Origin of the sequence: Hamadaea flava, assembly GCF_024172085.1 — a bacterium.
Lineage (GTDB): Bacteria > Actinomycetota > Actinomycetes > Mycobacteriales > Micromonosporaceae > Hamadaea > Hamadaea flava.
The window spans coordinates 5687619-5705281 of record NZ_JAMZDZ010000001.1 but is presented as its reverse complement, the minus strand read 5'-3'; the positions used below and the strand labels follow the sequence as shown (position 1 = coordinate 5705281).

Genomic DNA, 17663 nt, shown 5'->3' with positions numbered 1-17663 from the left:
AGACTTCTCCCTCCCCAAAAGAGTCCCCCGCGCAAATGAAGGACAGGGTAAAGGAAGCGGGCGCGGCCGACCCTCCCGTCGTACCGCGCCCGCCGCTCGGCTGAACCCGTCAGAGCTCGAACCCCGCAGGGAACGGATCGGTCGGGTCCAGCAGGTACTGGGCGGTCCCGGTGATCCAGGCCCGGCCGGTCACGGTGGGCACGACCGCGGTCAGGTCGCCGACCGTGGTCTGCTCCACCAGCCGGCCGGTGAACCGCGTGCCCAGCGGCGACTCGTTCACGAACGGCTGGTCCAGCGCCAGCTCGCCGCGGGCGTACAGCTGCGCCATCCGCGCGCTCGTCCCGGTCCCGCACGGCGAGCGGTCCACCCAGCCCGGGTGGATCAGCGTCGCGGCCCGCGCGTCGGCGCCGTCTTCTCCCGACTGGTACGCGATGACGTGGCGGCAGTCGTCGATCGCGGAGTCGACGGGGTGCGTCGGTGGCGCCTGTTCCATGACGGCGTCCATGATCTTCAGCCCCTTGCCGAGCAGCTCCGGGATGTTCTCCCGGGTCACCGGCAGACCCAACTGTTCGGCCGGCAGCAACGCGTAGAAGTTGCCGCCGAAGGCGATGTCGACGACCACCTCTCCCAGGCCCGGCACCTCCAGGCGGACATCTTGGGAATGCAGGAAGGAGGGGACGTTGCGGATGGTGACCCCCACCGCGCGACCCGCGCGGACCTCGACCTGGGCCACCACCAGGCCGGCGGGGGTGTCGAGCCGGATGGTGGTGACCGGCTCGACCACCTCGACCATTCCGGTTTCGACCAGGACGGTCGCGACGCCGATGGTGCCGTGGCCACACATCGGCAGCCATCCGGACACCTCTATATAGAGGACACCCCAGTCGGCGTCCGGCCGGGCCGGCGGCTGCAGGATGGCGCCGGACATCGCGGAATGCCCACGCGGCTCGCACATGAGCAATTTCCGCAGATCGTCGCGTTCCTTGATGCCGAACAGGCGGCGTTCGGCCATCGTCGCGCCGGGGAAGACGCCGACGCCGCCGGTGATGACCCGGGTCGGCATGCCCTCGGTATGCGAGTCGACCGCGTGAAAGACCTTCTTACTGAACATCCGGCTCTCCCAGGGCCTTCTTCATGTCGGCTGTCACCTGTGCGTGCAGCTCCGGCGCGAGGGGTAGGCGCGGTGGACGGCACGGGCCGCCGTAGCGCCCGGCCAGCTCCATGCCGAGCTTGATCGCCTGGACGAACAACGGCCGGGAGTCCCACCGGTACGCCGCGTGCACCTGCCGGTACAACGGGAGCGCCTCGGCGAGGTTGCCGTCGACACAGAGGTTGTAGAGGCGTACGGACTGCTCGGGCAGGGCGTTGGGGAACCCGGCGATCCAGCCGACCGCACCCTGCGACACCAGCTCCAGCAGCACGTCGTCGGCCCCGGCGAGCACGTCGAGCCCGGGCGCCAGCTCGTGGATGCGGTGCACTCGGCGTACGTCGCCGGAGAACTCCTTGACCGCCTGGATCAGCCCCTGGCCGTGCAATTCGGCGAGCAACTCCGGGGTCAGGTCGACCTTGGTGTCGAACGGGTTGTTGTACGCCACCACCGGCAGCCCGGCCGCGGCGACCTGCTCGTAGTGCGCGACCACCTCGGCCGGGGAAGCGGCGTACGCGTTGGGCGGCAGCGACATGACCGCGTCGGCGCCCACCTCGGCGGCCTGCTCGGCCCACCGGCGCGCCTGATGACCCCCGTACGCCCCGACGCCGGGCACCACGGTGACGTCGTCCGGGACCGCCTCGACGACGGCGGTGACGACGCGCGCCCGCTCCTCCTCGGTGAGCGTCTGATACTCCCCCAGCGACCCGTTCGGCACGATGCCGTGGCAGCCGTTCGCGCCGAGCCAGGCGACATGTTCCTGCAGCCGGTCGTAGTCGATCGACAGGTCTTCCCGGAAGGGTGTGGCGATCGCCACCAGCACTCCGTTCCACGGCTTATTCATGTGTCTTCCTCCATCAACAGACGCATCGGGACTGGTGTCGCGATCGGACGGTTCGCGTACGGGAGCGGGGCGCAGCCGAGCACGTCGGCGGCGGACAACCCGCAGAGCCGGCCCTGGCAGCGGCCCATGCCGGCCCGGGTCAGCAGTTTGACGGCGCGGGGGTCGTCGGCGCCGAGCGCCTGAGCGGCCCGGACCGCGCCGAAGGTGACGCCCTCACAGCGGCACAGGACGGTCTCGTCGGAGACCCGTGCGCTCCAGCCGGGGGCGAAGCCGTGCACCTTGTGCAGGGCGTCGGCGAACCGGCGGGCCGCAGCCGCCCGCCGTCGCCAGGGTTTCGAGGCCACCTGGTACGCCGATTCGTCGAGGCGCCCCAGGTGGCGTGCGGCGGCGAGCCCAGCCAGGGTGCCGGTGGCGTACGCGGAGTCCGCGCCGCCCACCCCGGCGAGCTCACCCGCCGCGAAGACGCCCGCCTGCGAGGTCCGCAGGTCGGCGTCCACCTGCGCGATCGGGCTGCCATCCCTCGGGTCGACGAGGAGTGCGCAGCCCAACGCGCTCGCCAGCTCCACCTGTGGGGTGAAGCCGTGGCCGACGGCGATCGCGTCAACGATCTCCGCACGTTCCTTTGTGCCACATCGCAGTTTCGCGATCATGACATCCCGGTCGGGAGTGATCTCTCGCACTTCCCAGCCGGCCCACACCGGCACCCGGTGCCGCAGCAGCCGGCCCCGGTACGCCGCCGCCTGCAGCAGCTTGCGCGGTGCGCGTACCACCGTGGTGACGTGGCGGAACCAGGCTCGGGACCGGACGGGATCGGCGACCGCGACCACCTCGACGCCTGCCTCCGCGAGCGAGACGGCGAGCGACAGCAGCAGTGGACCGGTGCCCGTCACGAGTACGCGTTGACCGACCTTGACGCCGAGCCCTTTGAGTTGCGCCTGCGCCCCGCCGACGGTGACGACGCCGGGCAGCTCCCAGCCGGGGAACGGCACGACCCGGTCGTACGCCCCGGTGGCCAGCACGATCGCCGCCGCCCGGACGACCCGGGTGGTACGCCCTTCGACGTCGGCGATCTCCAACTGATCCCTGGTCGCGCGCCAGATCTCGTGCCCCAGCAGGAATCGGATGCGCTCATGCGCCTGGGCGCGCTGGATGAGCGCGGGCGGAGTGTTCTCGCGCACAGTGGACTGACGCAGATACTGCCCACCCGGCTTGCCACCCCGATCCACCACGAGGACGCGGACGCCCGCGTCCGCCGCCGCCAGCGCGGCGCTCAGGCCGGCCGGCCCCGCCCCCACCACCACCAGCTCTTCTTCTTGCTGCGGATCACGGTTATGCGTGCTTCCCGGCGCGGTTTCAGCCTGCGTGTCCGTGATCTGCTGGGAATCGACAGACGGAGTGAGGCAGGGGCGCGTGCCGTCGGGTGCGACGCACGCCTGGCACACCCCGATGCCGCAGAACACACTCACGCCGCCACCTCCGGGAATCGCGCGGGCGAGAACGGTGCGGGATCGAGCGCGGGTGCCGATCCGGTGAGCAGGTCGGCGATCAGCTCGCCGGTGGCCGGGGCGAGCCCGATGCCGGCCCCTTCGTGTCCGTGGGCATGCCACAGCCGGGGCGTCAGCGGATCCGGCCCGATGACCGGCAGATGGTCTGCGGCATATGGGCGGAAGCCGTGATAGGTGCGCATGATCCGCACGTCGGTCAGGAACGGGAACAGCGCCGCCGCGCCGGCCGCCAGCTTCCGCAGCGCTTCCCGGTTCGGGGTGGCGTCGAAGCCGACGCGTTCCCGGGTCGCCCCGATCAGCACCGGGCCGCCGGGGGTGCTTTCGACGACGGTCGAGGTCTGCAGGTCGGCGTCCCCGCTCGCCACGTTCTCCAGGTACTCCGCCGAATACACCTTGTGCCGGATCAGCAGCGGCAGCGGCTCGGTGACCAGGATGAACCCGCGGCGCGGTTCGACCGGCAGCGCGATCCCGAACTGGGCCGCCCAGGCCCCGGTCGCGTTGATCACGGCGTCGGCGTCGGCGGGCAGGTCGCGTACCTCGGTGCGCAGGCGGACCTCCGCGCCGTGCTCGCGCGCCCCGGCCAGCATCGCGGCCGCCGCGCGCGCCGGCTGCACCTGCATGTCCTGCGGGAAGAACGCGCCGCCCAGGATGTCCGCGGCCAAAAGCGGCTCCAGCTCACGGACCGCTCGCTCGTCGACCAGCTCGCCCGTCGTCGCGGCCAGGGCTCGCATTCCCCGACTGGTACGCGTGACGATGAGTCCGCCTTTGCGTTCGAGCTGAATGCCGCCGGCTGTGTCGTAGCCGACCTGACGGTTGAGTTCTGCTTCCCAGTCCCGCCACAGGGCGTTGGACCGCAGCGCGAGATCCAGTTCGGGACCGGGTTCCTTGTCGGAGACGAGGATGTTGCCCTCGCCGGAACCGGTCGTGCCGGCGACGAGCCCGCCGCGATCGAGGACGGTGACTTTCAGCCCGCGCTGGGCGCAGGCGTACGCGCAGGCGGCGCCCACGACGCCAGCCCCGATCACCGTCACTCTCACGCCTATGACCCTATGCTCGGCCGTGCCCTGGGTCTTCCATCATGTGTCGGATCTGTCGAGCCAGGGTTCCTACACTTGTCGAGTGCGCGATGAACTACAGCTGCTGGTGGACCGGATCGCCGACCGGATGGGCCGGCCCGTCCTGGTCGAGGACCGGCGGCAACGAGTCGTCTGCTACTCCGCGCAGGCCGAACCGCTCGACGTCGTACGCCGTGACTCGATCCTGCGCCGGAGCACCACCGCCGAGGTGATCTCGTTCTTCGCGCGCTTCGAGATCACGCGCGCCCGCCACCCCGTACGCACTCCGGCCGAGCCTGCCCTCGGGCTGCTGCCTCGGGTGTGCGTTCCGGTGTGGCACAGCGACCTGTTGCTGGGCTTCGTCTGGTTCGTCGACTCCCCGGAGTTGTCCGCCGCCGACGTGAACCGCGCGGTCGGGCTGGCCGAGGACCTCGCGCTGGCCCTGTACCGGGTGAACCTGCTCGGCGAGCTGACCGCCCGGCGGGAGGCCGACGCCGTACGCGGACTGCTGGCCGATGATCCGGCGGTCCGGGCAGATGCCGCCACCAAGATCGTCGGCGCGGAGATGCTGGAGTCGGACGGGCCGTGCACGGCTCTGGTCGTCTCGGTCGGCGAGGCCGCGGTCGTCGAACAGGCGCTCGTCGCGACCCGCCGCTACTGCGGCCACCGCTACGCGGTCCACCTCGTACGCCCGACGCAGGGCCTGCTGTTGCTGCGGTCGGGCTCGGTCGCCCCGGCCGACGCCGCGGCCCACCTCGCCGAGCAGGCCGATTCCGGGGTCGGCGTCGGCGACCCCGTGGCCCGGCTGGCCGACGTCCATCAGTCCGTCGCGCAAGCCACCCAAGCGCTCGCCCTACCCGCGATCGCCCTGCCCGCCGCCGCCCGGCCCGCCACCGCCATCCCGGGGGCCGCCGTCCCCGGGACCGCCGGTTCCCAGCGGATCAGGGATCTGGGTCGAATCAAGGGGCAAGATTCGACTCGGATCCCTGATCCAGCGGCGCAGCGGGTGGCGATGTGGTCGCAGTTGGGCGTCTACCGGGTGCTCTCGGCGGCCGGGCTGACCGCACCCGAGCTGTATCCGGGCGTCGACCGGTTGCCGCCGGACTTGGCCGCGACGGTGGAGGCGTACCTCGATCTTGCGGGGGACGCCGCTGCGACCGCGGCGCACCTGCGCATTCATCGCACGACGTTGTACTACCGGCTGTCCCGGGCGGCCGAGCTGTGCGGCGTCGATCTCCGGGACGGCCTCCAGCGCCTGCAGCTTCATCTCGCCCTGAAGGCGATCCATCTGGCGAGCTGACCGAGAAAACTGACTGACGGTTCAGTCAGTGTAGGCTGGCCGGATGTCTGGTCTCGCCGTGGTCACCGCCGCCCGGCGGTACCGTGCGCTCTTCGGCGTACCGGGCGTCACCCGCGTCACGGTTCCGTCCCTGGTGGGCCGGTTGCCCTACGGAATGTCGACGCTGGTGTTCGTGCTCGCGGTGCACCACGGCACCGGTTCGTACGCCATCGCCGGGCTGGCCACCGCGGTCAACTCGGCGGCGACCGCGCTGAGCGCGCCCTGGCTCGGCCGGTTGGCCGACCGCGGGCATGCCCCGACGGTGCTGGCCGCCACCGGGATCGTCAACGCGTTGCTGCTCACCGCGTTGATCACCGTGCTGGCCGGGCACGCGCCGGTCGGCGTGCTCCTCGCCGTCATGGCCGCCGCCGGTGCGGCCAACCCGCCGGTGTCGGCCGTGACCCGGGTGGTGCTGCCCCGGCTCGCACCCGGCCACGCGAGCACGGCGTACGCCCTCGACGCCGTCTGCTCGGAGTTGACGTATGTGGTCGGACCTGCCCTGATCGCCGTGATCAGCGCGGTGGCCGGACCGTACGCGGCCGTCGCCCTGACGGCGTCGATGTCGGCCGCCGGTGCGGTCGGACTCGCCGTCGCGCCCGCCGCCCGCTATCGCGTCGCCGTGTCCGACGCTGAATCGCGAGTCAGCGAACGGCCGCGGCTGCTGACCGTCGCGCTCACGATCCTGCTCGCCGTCGCGGGGTTGGAGGCGGCGGCCTACGGCCTCATGGAGGTCGCGATCCCGGCGTACGCCGCCGCGCAGGGCAGCCCGGCCGGAGCGGGCGCGGTGATCGCCGCGTGGAGCGCCGGATCCATCCTGGGTGGCCTGTGGTTCGCCGGGGCGAACCCGACGATGTCCCGATGGCGGCTGCTGTTCCTGCTCGCCGCCCTGAACACGACCGGATTCGCGCTGATCTGCCTCAGCGCCGGGCTGCCGAGTCTGGGCGCGATCCTGGCGCTGGGCGGACTCGTGATCGCGCCCATGACCGCGGTGGAGCTGGGGCTGGTCACGTCGCTCGCTCCGCTCGCTCGCCAGACCGAGGCGTTCACCTGGACGGGGACCGCGGTCTTCGTCGGCTACTCCGCCGGAGCCGCCCTCGCCGGGCTGGTCGCCGCGCGGGGCGGCGGGCTGATCGCGGCCGCGCTCACCGCCACCTCGCTGGTCGCTGCCGCGACCGTGCTGGCTGCGACGATGATGCGGCGAACGCGGTGACCCCCACGTCCACCCCGGATGCCATACCGTAGGCAAGGTGACTCGCCGTTCCGCCGAACTCCGGCTTGACGCCCTGCTGCGCATCGCGGCGGACGTCATCGTGGAACGCGGCTTCGCCCGGACGCGTACGGCCGACGTCGCGGCGGCCGCCGGCGTCAGCCCGTCGCTGGTCTACTACCACTTCCCGAGCAAGGACGCGATGCTCACCCAAGCCTTCGCGTACGTCGCGGAGCAGGATCTGGCCCGGATGCAGGCGGTGATCGAGTCCAAGGCCAGCCCGCCGGAGAAGCTCGCCAAGCTGCTGCGCCACCTCGCGCCGAGCGGCCGGTCGAAGTCCTGGGCGATCTGGATCGACGGCTGGTCCGAGGCCATGCGCGTACCGGAGTTGGAGAAGGTCTCCCGACGCATGGATCTGCGCTGGAAGGAGGCGCTGACCGCGGTCATCACCGCCGGCGCCGACGACGGCTCGTTCACCTGTGACGACCCGGCCGGCGCCGCGTGGCGGATCAACGCGATGGTGGACGGGCTGGCGGTGCAGCTGACCGTGCACGACAAGGTGCTGTCCCAGAAGCAGGCCACGGACTGGGTGCGTACGGCCACCGCCAAAGAGGTGGGCATCGATCCGGCAGCCCTCGCCTGACTGCCGGGCAAACCAAGAAACCCCTGCATATCCGCCCTATTACCCCTTTCGGGACCATTTTGTCAGATGCCTGACAGAATATGGAGACTCGCCGATATAGGGCGTCACGGACAGCCGCACGGCCCTGTTTCAGGTGCATGCAGGAATCGACCACGCGTATCCGACGCGCTCTCGGCGCGACTATGGCCGCATTCGCCGTGGCGGCTCTCGTCAGCGGCATCGCGGCGCTCGCCGCCGGCACCGCCGGCGCGGAGCCGGCCGTTGTTCAAGCCGGCTACAGCGGGGGGCACGGCAACGGGGATTACTCCCATTCGCCGTACCCCACTGGCACCAAGTCCAAATCGCCATCGTCCTCGCCGACGTCGGTCTCCCCGTCGCCGACCCGATCCAAGTCCCATTCGCCATCTCCGACGCCGACCTCGGCGTCGCCGACAGCTTCGCCTACGTCAGCCTCGCCCACCGAAGCCTCGCCCACCGAGGTCTCGCCGACCGTCTCCACCTTGCCCACCACGGGCTCGCGTACGGGCAGCTTCGCCCTCTTCGGGGCGATCCTGCTCGCGATCGGGGTGGCCCTGCTCGGCGGCGCCCGTCTCGTCCGGAGGTCCGCGGTCCGCTGAACCTCACGCATCGTCTGAACCTCACGCATCGTCCCGGCATGCGCCATGGCAGGCTGGGGCGATGCGTGCTGTGGTGCAGACGGTCTCCCGGGCGAGCGTGACCGTCGACGGCGAAGTCGTCGGCAAGGTCTCCGACGGTCTCCTGGTCCTGGTGGGAGTGACCCACGGTGATACCGAGGCGACCGCCGCCACGATGGCTCGCAAGGTGCACGAGCTGCGGATCCTGCCGGCGGAGAAGTCCGCGTCCGACCTGGGCGCGCCACTGTTGGTGGTGAGCCAGTTCACCCTGTACGCCGACACGAGCCGGGGCCGCCGCCCGGGCTGGAGCGCCGCCGCACCCGCCGCCGTCGCCGAGCCGCTCTTCACGGCGTTCGTCGAGGCGCTGCGGGCGCGGGGTGCGACTGTCGAGACTGGACGCTTCCGGACCCACATGCTGGTGGAGAGTGTGAACGTCGGCCCGAACACGGTCATCGTCGACCTGTAGCTCAGACCTTCGCCGGCTCCGGGGCGAGCGTCGGCTGCGCCGCCGGTTCCGGCGTCGCGACGGGCATCCGCAGCATCAGGGCGAGGACCACGCTCACCGCCATCGCACCCGTCGCCACCATGAAGACCAGATCCATGCTGTGGACGAGGGCGTTCACGGCGGCGGTGCGTACGTCGCCGGTCAGAGTGGCGACCGCCGAGGTGGACATCCCCGGCATCCGGGCGGTGAAGGCGCGGCTGAGGATCGTCCCGAGGACGGCGGCTCCCAACGCGCCGCCGAGGTTCTGGAAGAACCGGATCGCGGTCGTGGCGACGCCCAACTGCGTACGCGGAGCGGCCTGCTGCACGACCGCGATGAGCAGCCCGAGCAGCTGCCCGAAGCCGATGCCAAGGACGAACAGCGAACCCCGGACGTACCAGAGGTCGGTGTCCGCCCCGACGAAGGTGAGCGTGCCGATGGCGAGCGTCCCGATCGCCGTGCCCGAGACGAGCAGCCCCTTACGCGAGACTCCGGACTCGCTGAGCTTGCCCGCGACCATCCCGACGACCGTCAGCCCGGCCGCCATCGGGATCAGGTAGAGGCCCGCCTGCGCGGCCGGTACACCCCGGACCACCTGCAGGTAGACCATGACGTAGACCATCGAGCCCATCATGGTCAGCCCCATCAGGCCCTGGATGGCGAACCCGAGGCTGATCGTGGCGTTGCGGAACAGGCTCAGCGGCAGGATCGGCTCGGCCGCGACCGCCTGCCGCCAGAGGAACGCGCCCAGCAGTGCGAGCGTGGCGACCACGAGACCGAGGATCGTCGGCGAGTCCCAGGCGTACTCCCTGCCGCCCCACTCGCTGATCAGCAGCAGCCCGACGGCGAACGCCGCGGCCAGGCCCGCGCCGAGGAAGTCGATGCGGTGCGTGCGCTCGCTCTCGGGCAGCCGCAGCAGCCGGGCCGAAACGATCAGGATGAGCAGCCCGACCGGGAGGTTGAGGTAGAAGATCCAGCGCCACTGGCCGTGGTCGGCCAGGATGCCGCCGAGGAACGGCCCGAGCGCCATGCCCGCGCCGGCCACGACGCCACCGAAGTTGCCGCCGCGCGTGCTGCCGCTGCCCGGACCGCCGGCGAGGTGCGCCAGCACCACCATCGTGACGCTCATCAGCCCACCGGCGCCGGCGCCTTGGAGTGCCCGGAAGGCGATGAGCTGCCCCATGCTCTGAGCCGCGCCGCAGAGCGCCGAACCGGCGAGGAAGGTCGCGATCGCGCCCAGGTAGACCAGCTTGGGGCCGAAGACGTCGCACAGTTTCCCGTACAGCGGCAGCATCGCCGTCGCGGCCAGCGCGAAGGCGCTGACGAGCCACGGCAGCCGATCGACACCGTGCACCGGGTCCAGCTCCCGGACGATCGGGACGACCGCCGCCGAGACGATGTTGTTGTCGATCACGGCCATCACGATCGTGAAGACGCAGAGCAGCATCGCGATCTTCTTCTGTCGTTCCGTCATGCGATTCAGCATGCCCGCCAAACTTTTACTCAGTCAATACTTTTGCTGAGTCAGTTTTTGTATCTGGTATATTTCCGGCTCATGGGAGAGCTGGGGCTGCGCGAGCGCAAGAAGAAGGAGACCTCCGCACGGCTCTGGCGCGCGGCGCTGGATCTGTTCGCCGAGCGGGGCTTCGACGCCGTGTCCACGGCCGAGATCGCGGCCGCCGCCGATGTCTCGAAGATGACCTTGTTCAACTACTTCCCGACCAAGGAGGACCTGATCCTCATGCCGGTCGAGGACCACATCGACGAGCCGGCCCGGGTCGTCCGCGCCCGCCCCGACGGGCAGTCCCCGGTCGAGGCGCTGCGGACGCAGTTCCTGGGGGCGCTGGCCGCACGAGATCCCGCCACTGGACTGAGCGACAGCGAACCGGTCATGCTGATGCAACGGCTCGCCCGCAGTACGCCGTCCCTGCTGGCCCGCGCCCTGCACTACGAGCTGACCCGGGCGAACACGTTGGCCGACGCCCTGGCCGAGCCCGGCCCGACCACCCCGTTCGACCACGTACGCGCCCGCCAGATCATGGGCGTGATCAGCGCACTCGTCGAACACAACGTGGCCCGTGTCCTCGCCGGCGACAAGCCGGACGCCGTCTACCCGGAGGCCGTCACCCTCGCCGAACGAGGATTCGACCTCCTTGAATGAGTACGCTCCGTGAGGATTTCTCGCCAAGGGAGCCGTCTACGTAAAGATTTAACAACACGGCACCCCTAAACGATTGACTCTCCCCTCCGGCCGGTCCAGATTGGCCCGAAGAGGATCACTCCATCTTCCGCCGGAGGCACGATGCAACCCCCACAGCGCCGTTTCCGGCTGCTGGCCTCATTGAGCGCACTCACCTTCGTCGCGAGCGGACTCGCCGCGACCCCGGGTGCCGCCGCCGAGACCACGGCCTCATCCAGACAACAGGCCTACACCGACGCCGCCGCCGAGTTCGGCGTACCGGCGGACATCCTGCTCGCCGTCTCCTATCTGGAGTCCCGCTGGGACGTCAACGGCGGCCTGCCCAGCACCAGCGCCGGGTTCGGCCCGATGCACCTGACCGACGCGGCGTACGTGACGTCGCTCCCCCGGGAGGAGGAGGCGACCGACGCGCCGGCCGAGGACTCCCGAGGCGACGACTCGCGGACGACGGTCAAGGCTCCGATCGAGCAGCCGGCCGGGACCGGCGCCGACCCCGCCGCCCTGCAGACGCTGGACGCGGCCGCCACGGCGACCGGCCTGTCCAAGGAGGAGCTGCGGACCGACGTCACGGCCAACATCCGTGGCGGCGCGGCGCTGCTTTCGGCGTACCAGCAGGAATTGACCGCACCGACCGGCGCGAACAGCGACGTGGCCGAGTGGTACGGCGCGGTGGCCCGCTACAGCGGCGCGACCGACGACGCCGCCGCGGCCGCCTTCGCGGACGAGGTGTACGCGACGCTGGCCGAAGGCGCAGCCCGGACCACCGACGACGGCCAGGCGCTGGCCCTCACCGCCCGCGCCACCACGCCGAACCGGCAGTGGCTGAACGGCCTGGGCCTGCGGCACCTGCAGCGGCCCGACGGCCTGGAGTGCCCGGTCAACCTGGACTGCGAGTGGATTCCGGCACCCTACCAGGTGCTGCCCGGCGACGACTACGGCAACCACGACCTGGGCAACCGCCCGGCGCAGCAGAAGATCGAGTACATCGTCATCCACGACACCGAGGGTTACTACCCGGGTGTCATCAACATGGTGCAGGACCCGACCTACGTGAGCTGGAACTACACGCTCCGCTCGGTCGACGGCCACATCGCGCAGCACGTCAAGGCCAAGGACGTGGCCTGGCACGCCGGCAACTGGTACGTCAACTCGAAGTCGATCGGCCTCGAGCACGAGGGCTTCGCCGCCAACGGCGCCTGGTACACCGAGGCGATGTACCGCACGTCGTCGAAGCTGGTCCGGTACCTGGCCCTGCGACTGGGCATCCCGCTGGACCGCCAGCACATCATCGGCCACGACAACGTCCCCGGCATCACCCCGGCCAACGTCGGCGGCATGCACTGGGACCCGGGCCCCTACTGGGACTGGGCGCGCTACATGGAGCTGCTGAAGGCTCCGATCCGCGGCATCGGCACCGCCCACGGCGGCATGGTGACCATCAAGCCGGACTACGCCACCAACCAGCCGGCCTTCACCGGCTGCGTCAAGAAGGGCGTGCTGTGCGCCGCCCACGGCTCCGGCTCGGTCGTGCTGCGTACGGCGCCGGACGCCAACGCGCCGCTGCTGACCGACTTCTACCTGAACGGCACCAAGCCCGCCACGATGCACATCTCCGACCACGGAGCCCGCGTCGAGACCGGCCAGCAGTACGCCATCGCCGACCGGCAGGGCGACTGGGTCGCGATCTGGTACCTGGGCCAGAAGGGCTGGTTCTACAACCCGCCGTCGAACCCGGCCGCCGTGTGGTCGACCGGTTTCGTCATCACCCCCAAGGCGGGCAAGGCCACCATCCCGGTCTACGGCCGGGCGTACCCGGAGGCGGCGGCGTACCCGGCCGGCGTACCGGTGCAGGCGATCGCGCCGTTGACCGGATACACCCTGGCCGCCGGGCAGAAGTACGTCGTGGGCAACATCCTGCCCAGCGAGTACTACCGCGCGGTGACCTTCGACGGGTCGAGCCCCGGTGACTGGACAGTCGTCCGAGGCGAGACGAAGTACGTCCAGATCCAGTTCGGCCACCGGATCATGTTCGTGAACCTGGCCGACGTCGACATCCGTCCCGCGGTGGTCTAAGTCCCCACCGGCGAACGCGGCCCCCGACAATGAGGTCGGGGGCCGCGTTCTTTGCTTTCCTCGTCAGCCGCGCGGGCCGCCTGCGACGTAGACGACCTGGCCGGTGACGAACCCCGCGCCCTCGCTGACGAGGAACGAGATCGTGTGCGCGATGTCGGCCGGATAGCCGACGCGGCGTACCGGGGTCTCGGCCGCGCGAGCCGCCTGGAACTGCTCGAAGTCCACCCCGACCCGGGCAGCGGTCGCGGCGGTCATCTCGGTGACGATGAAGCCCGGCGCGACCGCGTTGGCGGTGACGCCGAACGGGCCGAGTTCGATCGCCAGCGTCTTGGTGAAGCCCTGGAGGCCGGCCTTCGCGGCGGCGTAGTTCGCCTGACCCCGGTTGCCCAGTGCGGACGTGCTCGACAGGTTCACGATCCGGCCGTACTTCGCCTGCGTCATGTGCGCCTGCGCCGCCCGGGTCATCAGGAACGCGCCCCGCAGGTGCACGGAGATCACGCTGTCCCAGTCCGAGTCGGTCATCTTGAACAGCAGGTTGTCGCGGATGACCCCGGCGTTGTTCACCAGCACCGTGGGCGCGCCGAGCTGCTCGGCCACCCGGTCGACCGCCGCCGCCACGGCGTCGGTGTCACTGACGTCCGCACCGACCGCCACGGCTTCGCCGCCGTTCTTGCGAATCTCGTCGACGGTCGCCTGGCACGACTGCTCGTCCAGGTCGACGACCGCGACCTTCATCCCGTCGGCGGCCAGCCGCTGAGCCGTCACCGCACCGATCCCCCGGGCCGCCCCGGTCACGATCGCCACTCGCATGTATGCCTCCCTCGTCGCCAGCAACGCTGCCCGCGACATTACCGGCCGGTAGCCAACTTAACTACCGGCGGTAGTTTAACTATCGGGAGGAGATCAGTACGCGCCCCGCGAGCGGACGACCGCGCCGACCGTCTTCCAGAGGATCGACAGATCCGAGGTCAGCGACCAGTTCTCGACGTAGTAGAGGTCGAGCCGGATCCCGTCCTCCCAGGACAGGTCGGACCGTCCGCTGACCTGCCACAGCCCGGTGATGCCCGGCTTGACCAGCAACCGCCGCGCCACATCCCCGTCGTACTTGGCGACCTCCTTGGGCAGCGGCGGCCGCGGCCCGACCAGGCTCATGTCTCCGCGGACGACGTTGACCAGCTGCGGCAGCTCGTCCAGCGAGTACTTGCGCAGGATCCGGCCGACCCGGGTGACCCGCGGATCCTGACGCATCTTGAACATCAGGCCGTTGGTCTCGTTGAGCCCCGACATGGTCTCCACCAGCTGGTCGGCGTCGACGACCATGGTGCGGAACTTGAAGACGTCGAACTCGATGCCGTGCTGGCCCACCCGGCGCTGCCGGAACAGGATCGGTCCCCGGCTGTCCAGCTTCACGGCGATCGCCACGAGAACCAGGACCGGCAAGGCGACCAGCAGCCCGCCGATCGCGAGAATGCGCTCCACCACGTTCTTCACGATCTTGGTGCCGCCGGCGAAGTCGGGCTGCTCGACGTGGATCAGCGGCAGACCGGCGACCGGGCGCGTGTGGATGCGCGGCCCCGCCACGTCGACCAGGGCGGGCGCCACGACGAGATCCATCCCGGAGCCCTCCAGCTGCCAGCCCAGGCGGCGCAGCCGCGAGGCGGTCAGCTCGTTCGACCCGGTGACGGCGATGGTGTCGGCGCGGGCCCCAGTCGCCGCCTCCACGATGTTGCGGAACGAGCCGACCACGGGCACGTCGCCGAGGCGCTGCTGCGGCGCTCCGACCGTCCGGGGCACGAGCAGGCCGTCCGGGATGCACGCGCCGACCACCCGGTAGCCCGTGTAGGGCTCGCGTCGCAATTGGCGTACCAGCTCAAGGACATGGGCCGCGTCACCCACCACCAGGACCCGATGCGACCAGCCGGTGCCGCGGGAGCGCGCGCGGTGCAGGCGCTTGCGCGCCACCCAGCGCGCGGTGATGAGCCCGACGGTGCCCATCAGGAACGCGATGGCGAGGAAGCTGCGCGAGACGCCGATGTTGATGATGTAGCCGAGGATGGCCACGGTGCCCGCGAGCCGCGCGCTGGCGCCCGCGACCCGGCGGTACTCGTCGGTGCCGTAGCCGAGCACCCGCTCGTCGTAGCACCGCGCGGTCCGCAACCAGATCAGCCAGGCCAAGCCCAGCGTCACGCCGATCAGTCCATACGGGACGTCGATACGCGGCGGACTCGCGGTGGAGAACCGGGCCAGGTAGCCGCCGAAGATCGCGGCTGCGATCACCACCGCGTCGCAGGCGACAAGGGTACGCACATAGATGCGGCGCCGTTCGGCGAGCCGGCGCACCTCATCCGCGGCTGTGGACGCGGACGCGTCACTCAGCGCGGCGGATACGGAAGCCGTGGTCATCGCACCCCCTCGATGCCTGTCCGGTAAGGGCATCATCGTCGCCTGCCGCCCACCCGTTACGGGCGGTGAGACGGGAACCTGTCAGTTGCCGACGGACGCATGATCCGGGTCTGCCCGATCGGACCGTTGCCTATCGGTCACCAGCGCAGATGCGTTGCGCGAGCTGCGATTGCGTCCACTTGCTCCGTCCTATGGAGACCGAAAGGGCGACGGCGGAAACGGTCCCATCGTCTGGTTCCGCATCCGCCGTCGCCTTTCACTCACTCAGATTTCACCCGGTGAGCCGATCCGCTGCCGCCCGGACGGGCGACAACGAGCCCGCTCGGGTGTCAGCCGGTGAACCCGGCCGTGATGCTGGTGAACGCCCAGTCCGACTGCGCGATGCCGGAGCAGGACTCCTGTACGCCGCCGCCGGCGCAACCCCGGTCCCGGTTGACCGACCAGAACGCCAGCCGCGCGATGTGGTTGGTGTTGGCCCAGTTCCGGATGTTGGTCCAGATGGCGGTGGTGGTGATCTCGGACTGGTCCGAGTAGCCGTTCATGCCGGAGATGCCGAGGTGCGCGTACGCCTGCGCGTCGGTCCAGCCGAACGCCGTCTTCAGCGCGTTCTTCAGGCCGTTGGCCGCGTTGACGGTGTTGTTGTACATGTCGGCCCCGCCACCGAAGTCGAACGGCATGATGGTGAAGACGTCGATGTTCGCGCCCAGCGCCGCCGCCTGGTTGATCAGCCGCGTGCCGTAGTACGTCGGGCCGGTCGTCGAAGTGCCGAAGGTGACGATCGTCTTGATGCCCGGGTTGTTCGCCTTGACGATCTTCAGCGCGCCGAGGATCCGGTCCTGCACGGCCTCGTTCTCGAACTCGTCGGTGTTCTCGATGTCGATGTCGATGTACTTCAGGTTGTACGCCGAGATGACCTGCTGGTACGCCGCCGCCAGGGCGGTCGCGCTGGAGCAGTTCGGGCCGAGCTTGTTGCCCGACCAGCCGCCGAAGGAGATCTCGACGTCGCCGCCGGCCGCGCGGACCGCGTTGATGGTCTGCTGGTCGACGCCGCCGGTCAGCGGACGGGAGCTGTCCCAGGCCGGGGTGCAGCCGCCACCGGAGAGCATGAACGCCATGGTGAACTGCTTGATACCGGTCGCCGACATGACGGTCGTGATCGACGGCGGGCTGCCCCAGCCGTTGTAGTAGTACGGCGCCGCCATCGCACCCGTGCTCGTGCAACCGGTGGTGCTGCCGGTCGTCGCGCCGGACTTCGCCGACTCACCGGAGTTGTTGTACGCCGCCACGGTGTAGGTGTGGCTGGCGCAGGCCCCGAGACCGGAGATGGTCGCCGTGGTGCCGGTGACCGTCGCGCGTACGGTGGTGCCCTCGTAGACCCGGTAGCCGGTGACGGTGCCGGACGAGGCGCTCCACGACAGCGAGATGCTCGACGCGGTGGTGCCGGTCACCGACGGGGTGCCCGGAGTCCCCGGTACGCCGGGCGGAGCCGACGTCGTGGGGCTCGGCGACGGGTTGCCGCCGGGGCCGTCGAGCGAGAAGTCGTCGGCGTAGTACGTGCCGGTGCCGTACCAGCCCTGCACGAAGATCTGCAGCGAGGTCTGCGAAGCGCCGGTGGTGTACGCGACGGACAGCTGGACCCAGTTGCTCGCGGCGGACGGGTTCCAGACCTGGTTGCCGCCGGTGACGCCGAGGTAGACGTAGCCACTGCCACCCCGGACCCAGGCGGTCAGCGTGTACGCGGTGTTGGCCTGGACGGCGACCGTTTGCGTGCACTTGGCGTTGTCCGCCGCGGACGCCGCGCCCTGGAGGGCTCGGCTGCCACTGTGGACAGGGGTGGTGACGACCGAACCGAGATTTCCCGAGCACGACCACGGGCTCAGGGTTCCGCTCTCGAGGCCGGGGTTGGACAGGATGTTCGCGGCCGAGGCGGAGGTGGATGCGACGAGCACGGCGGCGCCGGCCAGCAGCGCGGCGCCGGCGACCGCCAAGATGCGTCGGTACATGGGATTCTCCTAGATCAGTTCCGCGCGCCGTCTCCCCCGGCAGCCGGCACACAGAGATCGATGGAACTACGAACGCAGATGAACCTTAAAGGAAAAAGTCTTAACAGTAAATATGGTTAACAGTG

The 17663-nt window shown here is 70.2% G+C and carries 15 protein-coding genes; 6 read left to right on the top strand and 9 right to left on the bottom strand.

The features are described 5' to 3' along the window. Window positions 1-109: 109 nt before the first annotated feature. The 4 genes from HDA40_RS26800 to HDA40_RS26785 form a co-directional block, all read right to left on the bottom strand. Window positions 110-1111 carry a proline racemase family protein gene (locus HDA40_RS26800; protein ID WP_253760527.1) on the bottom strand — a complete coding sequence of 334 codons (1002 nt, stop codon included), beginning with the start codon at window positions 1109-1111 and terminating at the stop codon, window positions 110-112. Next, window positions 1101-1991 (bottom strand): dihydrodipicolinate synthase family protein, encoded by an 891-nt coding sequence (locus HDA40_RS26795; protein WP_253760525.1) that lies wholly within the window; start codon window positions 1989-1991, stop codon window positions 1101-1103. Before HDA40_RS26795 ends, HDA40_RS26800 begins: the two co-directional genes overlap by 11 nt. Continuing rightward, complete coding sequence (locus HDA40_RS26790; RefSeq protein ID WP_253760523.1) at window positions 1988-3292, bottom strand: NAD(P)/FAD-dependent oxidoreductase; 1305 nt, start codon at window positions 3290-3292, stop codon at window positions 1988-1990. Before HDA40_RS26790 ends, HDA40_RS26795 begins: the two co-directional genes overlap by 4 nt. A 161-nt stretch (window positions 3293-3453) precedes the next feature. Beyond that, window positions 3454-4533 carry an NAD(P)/FAD-dependent oxidoreductase gene (locus tag HDA40_RS26785; protein ID WP_253760521.1) on the bottom strand — a complete coding sequence of 360 codons (1080 nt, stop codon included), beginning with the start codon at window positions 4531-4533 and terminating at the stop codon, window positions 3454-3456. An 82-nt stretch (window positions 4534-4615) separates the two neighbouring features. On the opposite strand from HDA40_RS26785, the gene HDA40_RS42215 reads away from it, so the two are divergent. Genes HDA40_RS42215 through HDA40_RS26770 form a run of 3 tightly spaced genes read left to right on the top strand, consistent with a single transcriptional unit; the run spans window position 4616 to window position 7740 of the window. Next, window positions 4616-5851: a PucR family transcriptional regulator gene (locus HDA40_RS42215; RefSeq protein WP_253760519.1), complete on the top strand. Its 1236-nt coding sequence runs from the start codon at window positions 4616-4618 to the stop codon at window positions 5849-5851. A 43-nt stretch (window positions 5852-5894) separates the two neighbouring features. Next, window positions 5895-7100, top strand: coding sequence for an MFS transporter (locus HDA40_RS26775; protein WP_253760517.1), 1206 nt, complete (start codon window positions 5895-5897; stop codon window positions 7098-7100). A gap of 37 nt (window positions 7101-7137) precedes the next feature. After that, a complete protein-coding gene (locus tag HDA40_RS26770; protein WP_253760515.1) occupies window positions 7138-7740 on the top strand; it encodes a TetR/AcrR family transcriptional regulator in 603 nt (200 codons plus the stop codon). A gap of 301 nt (window positions 7741-8041) precedes the next feature. Here the strand turns inward: HDA40_RS26770 and HDA40_RS26765 are convergent, their stop codons facing one another. Further along, a complete protein-coding gene (locus HDA40_RS26765; RefSeq protein ID WP_253760514.1) occupies window positions 8042-8368 on the bottom strand; it encodes a hypothetical protein in 327 nt (108 codons plus the stop codon). Window positions 8369-8418: 50 nt separating this feature from the next. Here HDA40_RS26765 and dtd point away from each other — a divergent pair, with 50 nt between their 5' ends. Further along, window positions 8419-8841, top strand: a complete 423-nt coding sequence (gene dtd, locus HDA40_RS26760; RefSeq protein ID WP_253760512.1) for a D-aminoacyl-tRNA deacylase — start codon at window positions 8419-8421, stop codon at window positions 8839-8841. A gap of 1 nt (window position 8842) precedes the next feature. Here dtd and HDA40_RS26755 read toward each other — a convergent pair whose 3' ends face one another. After that, entirely contained in the window at window positions 8843-10333 is a 1491-nt protein-coding gene (locus HDA40_RS26755) for an MFS transporter (RefSeq protein ID WP_253760510.1), read from the bottom strand. An 81-nt stretch (window positions 10334-10414) separates the two neighbouring features. On the opposite strand from HDA40_RS26755, the gene HDA40_RS26750 reads away from it, so the two are divergent. Further along, the gene (locus HDA40_RS26750; protein ID WP_253760509.1) at window positions 10415-11020 is read left to right on the top strand and encodes a TetR/AcrR family transcriptional regulator; all 606 of its coding nucleotides are present in this window, start codon (window positions 10415-10417) and stop codon (window positions 11018-11020) included. 141 nt (window positions 11021-11161) lie between these two features. Continuing rightward, complete coding sequence (locus HDA40_RS26745) at window positions 11162-13132, top strand: N-acetylmuramoyl-L-alanine amidase (RefSeq protein WP_253760507.1); 1971 nt, start codon at window positions 11162-11164, stop codon at window positions 13130-13132. A 63-nt stretch (window positions 13133-13195) separates the two neighbouring features. Here the strand turns inward: HDA40_RS26745 and HDA40_RS26740 are convergent, their stop codons facing one another. The 3 genes from HDA40_RS26740 to HDA40_RS26730 all read right to left on the bottom strand — a co-directional run bounded on the left by HDA40_RS26740 (window position 13196) and on the right by HDA40_RS26730 (window position 17538). Next, a complete protein-coding gene (locus HDA40_RS26740) occupies window positions 13196-13942 on the bottom strand; it encodes an SDR family oxidoreductase (protein ID WP_253760504.1) in 747 nt (248 codons plus the stop codon). Window positions 13943-14035: 93 nt separating this feature from the next. Further along, the gene (locus tag HDA40_RS26735; RefSeq protein ID WP_253760503.1) at window positions 14036-15535 is read right to left on the bottom strand and encodes a sugar transferase; all 1500 of its coding nucleotides are present in this window, start codon (window positions 15533-15535) and stop codon (window positions 14036-14038) included. A gap of 329 nt (window positions 15536-15864) precedes the next feature. Beyond that, window positions 15865-17538 carry a carbohydrate binding domain-containing protein gene (locus HDA40_RS26730; protein ID WP_253760501.1) on the bottom strand — a complete coding sequence of 558 codons (1674 nt, stop codon included), beginning with the start codon at window positions 17536-17538 and terminating at the stop codon, window positions 15865-15867. Window positions 17539-17663 lie beyond the last annotated feature (125 nt).

Coding starts and splice junctions, on each gene's coding strand:
- HDA40_RS26800 (WP_253760527.1), bottom strand. CDS start 1,111: ATGTTCAGTAAGAAGGTCTTTCACGCGGTCGACTCGCATACCGAGGGC.
- HDA40_RS26745 (WP_253760507.1), top strand. CDS start 11,162: ATGCAACCCCCACAGCGCCGTTTCCGGCTGCTGGCCTCATTGAGCGCA.
- HDA40_RS26750 (WP_253760509.1), top strand. CDS start 10,415: ATGGGAGAGCTGGGGCTGCGCGAGCGCAAGAAGAAGGAGACCTCCGCA.
- HDA40_RS26765 (WP_253760514.1), bottom strand. CDS start 8,368: ATGCGTGAGGTTCAGCGGACCGCGGACCTCCGGACGAGACGGGCGCCG.
- HDA40_RS26775 (WP_253760517.1), top strand. CDS start 5,895: ATGTCTGGTCTCGCCGTGGTCACCGCCGCCCGGCGGTACCGTGCGCTC.
- HDA40_RS26795 (WP_253760525.1), bottom strand. CDS start 1,991: ATGAATAAGCCGTGGAACGGAGTGCTGGTGGCGATCGCCACACCCTTC.
- HDA40_RS26755 (WP_253760510.1), bottom strand. CDS start 10,333: ATGACGGAACGACAGAAGAAGATCGCGATGCTGCTCTGCGTCTTCACG.
- HDA40_RS26735 (WP_253760503.1), bottom strand. CDS start 15,535: ATGACCACGGCTTCCGTATCCGCCGCGCTGAGTGACGCGTCCGCGTCC.
- HDA40_RS26740 (WP_253760504.1), bottom strand. CDS start 13,942: ATGCGAGTGGCGATCGTGACCGGGGCGGCCCGGGGGATCGGTGCGGTG.
- HDA40_RS26730 (WP_253760501.1), bottom strand. CDS start 17,538: ATGTACCGACGCATCTTGGCGGTCGCCGGCGCCGCGCTGCTGGCCGGC.
- dtd (WP_253760512.1), top strand. CDS start 8,419: ATGCGTGCTGTGGTGCAGACGGTCTCCCGGGCGAGCGTGACCGTCGAC.